The sequence below is a fragment of the Streptomyces sp. ID05-39B genome, from assembly GCF_033794725.1.
Taxonomy (GTDB): domain Bacteria; phylum Actinomycetota; class Actinomycetes; order Streptomycetales; family Streptomycetaceae; genus Streptomyces; species Streptomyces bobili.
The window spans coordinates 22,868-29,118 of the sequence record NZ_JARGEF010000089.1 but is presented as its reverse complement, the minus strand read 5'-3'; the positions used below and the strand labels follow the sequence as shown (position 1 = coordinate 29,118).

Sequence of the window (6,251 nt, the reverse complement as noted above, 5' to 3'; positions counted from 1 at the left end):
CCCCTCACCACCTTCACCCCCGCCCCCACCGCAGCCGCTCCCGCTGACCTTCGTACCCCAAGGAGTCGATCCACCATGGCGAGCGATGCGCCGACCGGCCAGGTATCCGATCTCGACTGGCTGATGAGCGGCCTCGTGCAGCGCGTTCCGCACACGAGCAGTGCGGTCCTCCTCTCCTGCGACGGCCTCGTGAAGTCCGTCCACGGCCTCGACCACGACAGCGCCGACCACATGGCGGCCCTGGCCTCCGGCCTGTACTCCCTCGGCCGCAGCGCCGGTCTCCGCTTCGGCGACGGAGGGGACGTGCGGCAGGTCGTCGTCGAACTCGACTCGACGCTGCTGTTCGTCACCACCGCCGGGTCGGGCACCTGCCTGGCGGTGCTGGCCGGACGCGAGGCGGACGCCGCCGTGCTCGGCTACGAGATGGCGATGCTCGTCAAGAGCGTGCGGCCCTACCTGGTCACCGCGCCCCGGCAGCACGCCGTCGAACCCTCGGTGATGGGGCCTTGAGGGTGGCGGCGGCCGGCGACGGGCCCTGGCTCGACGACGCGGCCGGACGGCTGGTGCGCCCGTTCACGGTCAGCAACGGCCGCACCAAACCCACCGTCGCCCTGGACCTGATGTCACAGGTGCGGGCGACCGGGTCCACCCCCCTCGGCTATCTCGGCCCCGAGCACGCGCAGGCACTGGACCTGTGCCGGGCTCCCGTCCCGGTCGCCGAGGTCGCCGCCCATCTCAGGCTGCCCGCGGCCGTCACCAAGGTGCTGCTGGCGGACCTCGTGGACTGCGGGGCGCTGACCACCAAGCCCCCCGAGTTCCACCACAACCCCACCGACCGGGCCCTACTGGAGGCAGTGCTCGATGGACTACGACGACAGCTCTGAACACGACGAAGGCCAGGGCGCCTTCCCGACCGCGCTGAAGATCCTGGTCGCGGGCGGGTTCGGGGTCGGCAAGACCACGTTCGTCGGCGCGGTCAGCGAGATCGCGCCCCTGAGTACGGAGGAGCTGCTCACCACCGTCGGCGCCGCGACCGACAACCTCGACGGCATCGAGAACAAGGTCGAGACGACCGTGGCCATGGACTTCGGCCGCATCAGCCTCGATCCGCAGCATGTCCTGTACCTGTTCGGCACCCCCGGACAGGAACGGTTCTGGTTCATGTGGGACGAACTGTCCGAGGGCGCCCTCGGTGCCGTCGTCATCGCCGACACGCGCCGCCTGGAGGAGTGCTTCGCGGCCGTCGACTTCTTCGAGGAACGCGGCCTCGGCTTCATCGTGGCCGTCAACGAGTTCGACGGCGCCCACCGCTACGACCCCGAGGAGGTGCGCGCCGCCATCGACCTGGACCCGGGCGTCCCCATCGTGCGCTGCGACGCCCGCATCTCCGCGTCGGGCGTGCAGACCCTGCTCGCCCTCGTCCGCCACCTCATCGCCCACGCACCGACGGCACCTCAGCCGAGCCGCGGCGCCCATATGTGATCCCCGCACACCACACACCGGAGCCGCACATGCCCCACGTCCACAGCGACGGAGTCCGCCCATGAGCTACGACCCGCCCCGCACGGCCGGTCGACTCCTGCTCACCCCCGAGGACAGGGAAGCTCCCGCCCGCACCCTGAGGCTGCGCCGGCTCGGCCTCGGGGAGCGGGCGGATCCCTCCCTGGACGCCTTCGCGGACCATCTCGCCCAGGTGACCGGCGCGCCCTACGCGATGGTCAACTTCATCGACGAGGAACGGCAGTTCTTCGCCGGACTGCACACCCCGCCCGGCGGCCGGGCCGCGCGCGGCGGCAAGCCGGAGGTGGGCCGCCGGCTGCCCCGCGAGTACGGCTACTGCCCCTACGTCGTCGTGCGGCGCAAGGCGCTGGTGCTGGAGGACGTCCGCGACTACCCGAGGTTCGCGGGCAACCCCGTCGTCGACGAGTACGGCATCCACGCCTACCTCGGCGCCCCGCTGATCGACACCGCCGGCCTGGTCCTCGGCACGGTGTCGGTGGCCGATCTGGCGCCCCGGCCGTGGGGGAGGGCGGGACTGGAGACGATCAAGGCGACCGCGGCCGATCTCGCCGGGCGGCTGGAACACCGGGCGGCCGGCGGACCGCCCCTGTGACCTGACGGCCGGTGTCCGTCACAGGCCACGCCAGACGTTGTCGAAGGCGGCGTCCTCGACGGACCGCCGCTGCTGAGCGGCCGTCAGCTCCGTCACGGCCTCGCCCACCGCGGCCAGTACCGTCTCCACCGGGTCGGTGAGGGGACCGGGGAAGCCGTCGCCCTCCTCCTCGCGCAGACCGGCCGTGGTGGCCAGGCCGGCGAGGACGGGCTCGGCCGACGCCCAGCGTTCGGCGGCGCGGCGCCGGGCCGGTGAGTCCACGGCCTCGCGCCGGTCCGACTGTACGGCGAGCCAGTGGCCGCGCGGGTGGGTCAGTGTCCCGTCGGCCGCCATCCGGGCGGTGTAGGCCGCCGCCAGGCCCCGGCCGCGGCGCCACAGCCACTCCTCGACCGACTCGTACGGCTCCCGCCGTACCAGCGTGGAAGCGGCCTCCGCCAGCAGGCGGTCGTCCGGGGGCGCGGACCGGCCGGGTGTCACCCGGTCGCCGTCGAGGACCACCACGCCCGCCTCCACCAGGTCGATCAGTTCGGCGCCCGCGAGGGCGAGGGAGAGTTCACCCTGCTCGACGGGGCGTGCGGGCGTCACGTCCAGCGAGACGATCATCAGGTCCTGCGCTGTGGTCATGAGCGGCTTCCCCTCGTCGGTTCCCCGTCCAGAGTGGCACGCCGCCACGGGGCGTGAAGCACAGCTGTGGCGGCGCTTAAGAAAGTCTCGATGGACCGCGGCGCCGCCGTACGGCAGATTGCTACCGGATTCCACCCCCTTTCCCCCGCCGCGGGCCGCTTCGGCATGCCCGGCGCGGGGGTCTCAACCTCAGGAGCCGTGGCGTGAAGGCGCTGGTCAAGGAGAAGGCGGAGCCGGGACTGTGGCTCGCGGACGTGCCGGAGCCCGCCATCGGACCCGGGGACGTACTGATCAAGGTGCTGCGTACCGGCATCTGCGGCACCGATCTGCACATCCGGTCCTGGGACGGCTGGGCGCGGCAGACGATCCGCACCCCCCTGGTCCTCGGGCACGAGTTCGTCGGCGAGGTCGTCGAGACCGGGCGCGACGCCGGCGAGATCAAGGCCGGTGACCTGGTGAGCGGCGAGGGACACCTGGTCTGCGGCAGGTGCCGCAACTGCCTGGCAGGGCGCCGCCACCTGTGCCGGGCCACCGTCGGACTGGGCGTCGGCCGCGACGGCGCGTTCGCCGAGTACGTGGCGCTGCCCGCCGCGAACGTCTGGGTGCACCGTGTCCCGGTGGACCTCGACGTGGCGGCGATCTTCGACCCGTTCGGCAACGCCGTCCACACCGCGCTGTCCTTCCCGCTGGTCGGCGAGGACGTGCTGATCACCGGGGCGGGCCCGATCGGCCTGATGGCCGCCGCCGTCGCCCGGCACGCCGGCGCCCGCAACGTCGTCGTCACCGACGTCAGCGAGGAGCGCCTGGAACTCGCCCGCAAGATCGGCGCGAGCCTGGCCCTGAACGTCTCCCGCGCCACCATCGCCGACGGGCAGCGCGAGCTGGGCCTGCGCGAGGGCTTCGACATCGGCCTGGAGATGTCCGGGCGCCCCGAGGCGATGCGCGACATGATCGCCAACATGACGCACGGCGGCCGGATCGCGATGCTGGGCCTGCCCGCCGAGGAGTTCGCCGTCGACTGGGCGCGCGTCGTCACCTCGATGATCACCATCAAGGGCATCTACGGCCGTGAGATGTTCGAGACCTGGTACGCGATGTCGGTCCTGCTGGAGGGCGGCCTCGACCTCGCCCCCGTGATCACCGGCCGCTACGGCCACCGCGACTTCGAGGCCGCGTTCGCCGACGCGGCGAGCGGCACCGGCGGCAAGGTCATCCTCGACTGGACCGCGTAAGTCACCTGCATTCCTGAGGAGTTACACCATGTTCGACTCCGTGCGCGACGACCTGCGCGCCACCCTCGACGAGATCCGCGCCGCCGGCCTGCACAAGCCCGAGCGGGTCATCGGCAGCCCGCAGTCGGCGACCGTCGCCGTCACCGCGGGCGGCCGGCCGGGCGAGGTTCTCAACTTCTGCGCGAACAACTACCTGGGCCTCGCCGACCACCCCGAGGTGATCGCCGCCGCCCACGAGGCGCTGGACCGCTGGGGCTACGGCATGGCGTCCGTGCGGTTCATCTGCGGCACCCAGGAGGTCCACAAGGAGCTGGAGGCGCGGCTGTCGGCGTTCCTCGGCCAGGAGGACACGATCCTGTACTCCTCCTGCTTCGACGCCAACGGAGGTGTCTTCGAGACGCTCCTCGGCCCGGAGGACGCGGTGATCTCCGACGCCCTCAACCACGCCTCCATCATCGACGGCATCCGGCTGTCCAAGGCCCGCCGATTCCGCTACGCCAACCGTGACCTGGCCGACCTGGAACGGCAGTTGAAGGAGGCCGTCGAAGGAGGCGCGCGCCGCCGGCTGATCGTCACCGACGGCGTCTTCTCCATGGACGGCTACGTCGCCCCCCTCGCCGAGATCTGCGACCTCGCCGACCGCTACGACGCGATGGTCATGGTCGACGACTCCCACGCCGTCGGCTTCGTCGGCCCCGGCGGTCGCGGCACCCCCGAGCTGCACGGAGTGATGGACCGCGTCGACATCATCACCGGCACCCTCGGCAAGGCGCTGGGCGGGGCGTCCGGCGGCTATGTCGCCGCCCGCGCCGAGATCGTGGCCCTCCTGCGCCAGCGCTCGCGCCCCTACCTGTTCTCCAACACCCTCGCGCCGGTCATCGCCGCCGCCTCCCTGAAGGTCCTCGACCTGCTGGAGACGGCCGACGACCTGCGGCTGCGGCTGGCCGAGAACACCGCTCTCTTCCGTCGCCGGATGACGGAAGAGGGCTTCGACGTCCTGCCCGGCGACCACGCCATCGCGCCCGTGATGATCGGTGACGCGGCGAGGGCGAGCCGGATGGCGGAGCTGCTGCTGGAGCGCGGGGTGTACGTGATCGGCTTCTCCCACCCGGTCGTCCCGCAGGGTCAGGCCCGCATCCGGGTCCAGCTCTCGGCCGCGCACTCCACGGCCGACGTCGACCGCGCCGTGGACGCCTTCGTGGCGGCGCGGGCGGAACTGGAGGCCTGAGCCGGCCACCCCGGACATATTGCGATAATCGATCCCATGATCGAAGCGCGGCGGCTCCACATCCTCCGTGCGGTGGCCGACCACCGCACAGTGACGGCGGCTGCCGCCGCGCTGTACCTCACCCCGTCCGCCGTCTCCCAGCAGCTCACCGCCCTGGAACAGGAGACCGGCCACCGCCTGGTGGAACGCGGCGCCAAGGGCGTACGGCTCACCCCGGCCGGCGAGATCCTGCTCGCCCACACCCACGCGGTCCTCGCCCAGCTGGAGCGGGCGGAGGCGGAACTGGCCGCCTACGACGCGGGCACGGCCGGCACGGTCACCGTCGCCGCCTTCGCGACCGGCATCGCCCTGGTCGTCGCGCCCGCCCTGGCCCGGCTCGCCGGCACCGACCCGGGGATCCGGATCCGCGTACAGGACGCCGAGGGCGACGCCAGCCTGCCGATGGTCCTCGACCGGCAGGTCGACATCGCCGTGGCCGTCGAGTACCGCGGGGCGCCCGCCGCCGACGACCCGCGCCTCGCGCACGTCCCGCTCTACGCCGAACCCTTCGACGCGGTCGTCCCGGTCACCCACCGCCTCGCCGAGTGCCCCGAGGTGGCGCTCGCCGAACTGGCCAAGGACCCGTGGATCGGCCCCTACCCCGGTAACCCCTGCCACGACGTGGTGGTCCTGGCCTGCGAGAACGCCGGCTTCCAGCCCCGCCTGGAGCACTCCTCGGACGACTTCCGCGCCGTGGTGGCGCTGGCCTCGGCGGACGCGGGCGTGGCGCTGGTGCCGCGCTCGGCGCTGCGCGGCATGGATCTGGCCGGCGTGGTCGTCCGTCCGGTCGACGGGGTGGCCCCGACCCGCCGCGTCTTCGCGGCCGTACGCCGCGGGGCGGAGGAACACCCCCTCATCCGCCCGGTGCTGGACGCGCTGGAGGCGGTCACGCCGGCCTGAGGAGACCCTGGGGCAGTTTCAATGACGGCGACCCGGCTCGGCGCCGCCGCGCCGACTGGACAGAACAGCCAGAGGACAGCCCAGCAGGACGTCAGTCAGTGCCCGAGCCACGGCC

General features: G+C 72.6%; 8 protein-coding genes. 7 read left to right on the top strand and 1 reads right to left on the bottom strand.

The annotated features are described in order from the left end of the window. The first annotated feature begins 75 nt into the window (after positions 1–75). The 4 genes from P1P75_RS20445 (at position 76) to P1P75_RS20430 (ending at position 2,113) form a co-directional block, all read left to right on the top strand. A complete protein-coding gene (locus tag P1P75_RS20445; protein WP_319257398.1) occupies positions 76–510 on the top strand; it encodes a roadblock/LC7 domain-containing protein in 435 nt (144 codons plus the stop codon). 2 nt (positions 511–512) lie between these two features. Beyond that, positions 513–884 carry a DUF742 domain-containing protein gene (locus P1P75_RS20440; RefSeq protein ID WP_086773356.1) on the top strand — a complete coding sequence of 124 codons (372 nt, stop codon included), beginning with the start codon at positions 513–515 and terminating at the stop codon, positions 882–884. Then, complete coding sequence (locus P1P75_RS20435) at positions 862–1,482, top strand: ATP/GTP-binding protein (RefSeq protein ID WP_319257395.1); 621 nt, start codon at positions 862–864, stop codon at positions 1,480–1,482. Before P1P75_RS20440 ends, P1P75_RS20435 begins: the two co-directional genes overlap by 23 nt. 61 nt (positions 1,483–1,543) lie before the next feature. Next, complete coding sequence (locus P1P75_RS20430; protein WP_319257392.1) at positions 1,544–2,113, top strand: GAF domain-containing protein; 570 nt, start codon at positions 1,544–1,546, stop codon at positions 2,111–2,113. A gap of 18 nt (positions 2,114–2,131) precedes the next feature. On the opposite strand, the gene P1P75_RS20425 is transcribed toward P1P75_RS20430, so the two are convergent. Next, positions 2,132–2,737 carry a GPP34 family phosphoprotein gene (locus P1P75_RS20425; RefSeq protein WP_319257389.1) on the bottom strand — a complete coding sequence of 202 codons (606 nt, stop codon included), beginning with the start codon at positions 2,735–2,737 and terminating at the stop codon, positions 2,132–2,134. Between the two features lie 203 nt (positions 2,738–2,940). Here P1P75_RS20425 and tdh point away from each other — a divergent pair, with 203 nt between their 5' ends. Genes tdh through P1P75_RS20410 form a run of 3 tightly spaced genes read left to right on the top strand, consistent with a single transcriptional unit; the run spans position 2,941 to position 6,136 of the window. Next, the gene (gene tdh / locus P1P75_RS20420) at positions 2,941–3,969 is read left to right on the top strand and encodes an L-threonine 3-dehydrogenase (protein ID WP_319257386.1); all 1,029 of its coding nucleotides are present in this window, start codon (positions 2,941–2,943) and stop codon (positions 3,967–3,969) included. 28 nt (positions 3,970–3,997) lie between these two features. Then, entirely contained in the window at positions 3,998–5,197 is a 1,200-nt protein-coding gene (locus P1P75_RS20415) for a glycine C-acetyltransferase (RefSeq protein WP_319257384.1), read from the top strand. A gap of 36 nt (positions 5,198–5,233) precedes the next feature. Continuing rightward, positions 5,234–6,136 (top strand): LysR family transcriptional regulator, encoded by a 903-nt coding sequence (locus P1P75_RS20410; RefSeq protein WP_319257381.1) that lies wholly within the window; start codon positions 5,234–5,236, stop codon positions 6,134–6,136. The last annotated feature ends 115 nt before the right edge of the window (positions 6,137–6,251 follow it).

Bases quoted from the DNA above. Each gene is read 5' to 3' on its own strand.
- P1P75_RS20445 (WP_319257398.1), top strand. From the start codon at position 76: ATGGCGAGCGATGCGCCGACCGGCCAGGTATCCGATCTCGACTGGCTG.
- P1P75_RS20435 (WP_319257395.1), top strand. From the start codon at position 862: ATGGACTACGACGACAGCTCTGAACACGACGAAGGCCAGGGCGCCTTC.
- P1P75_RS20430 (WP_319257392.1), top strand. From the start codon at position 1,544: ATGAGCTACGACCCGCCCCGCACGGCCGGTCGACTCCTGCTCACCCCC.
- P1P75_RS20425 (WP_319257389.1), bottom strand. From the start codon at position 2,737: ATGACCACAGCGCAGGACCTGATGATCGTCTCGCTGGACGTGACGCCC.
- P1P75_RS20415 (WP_319257384.1), top strand. From the start codon at position 3,998: ATGTTCGACTCCGTGCGCGACGACCTGCGCGCCACCCTCGACGAGATC.
- P1P75_RS20410 (WP_319257381.1), top strand. From the start codon at position 5,234: ATGATCGAAGCGCGGCGGCTCCACATCCTCCGTGCGGTGGCCGACCAC.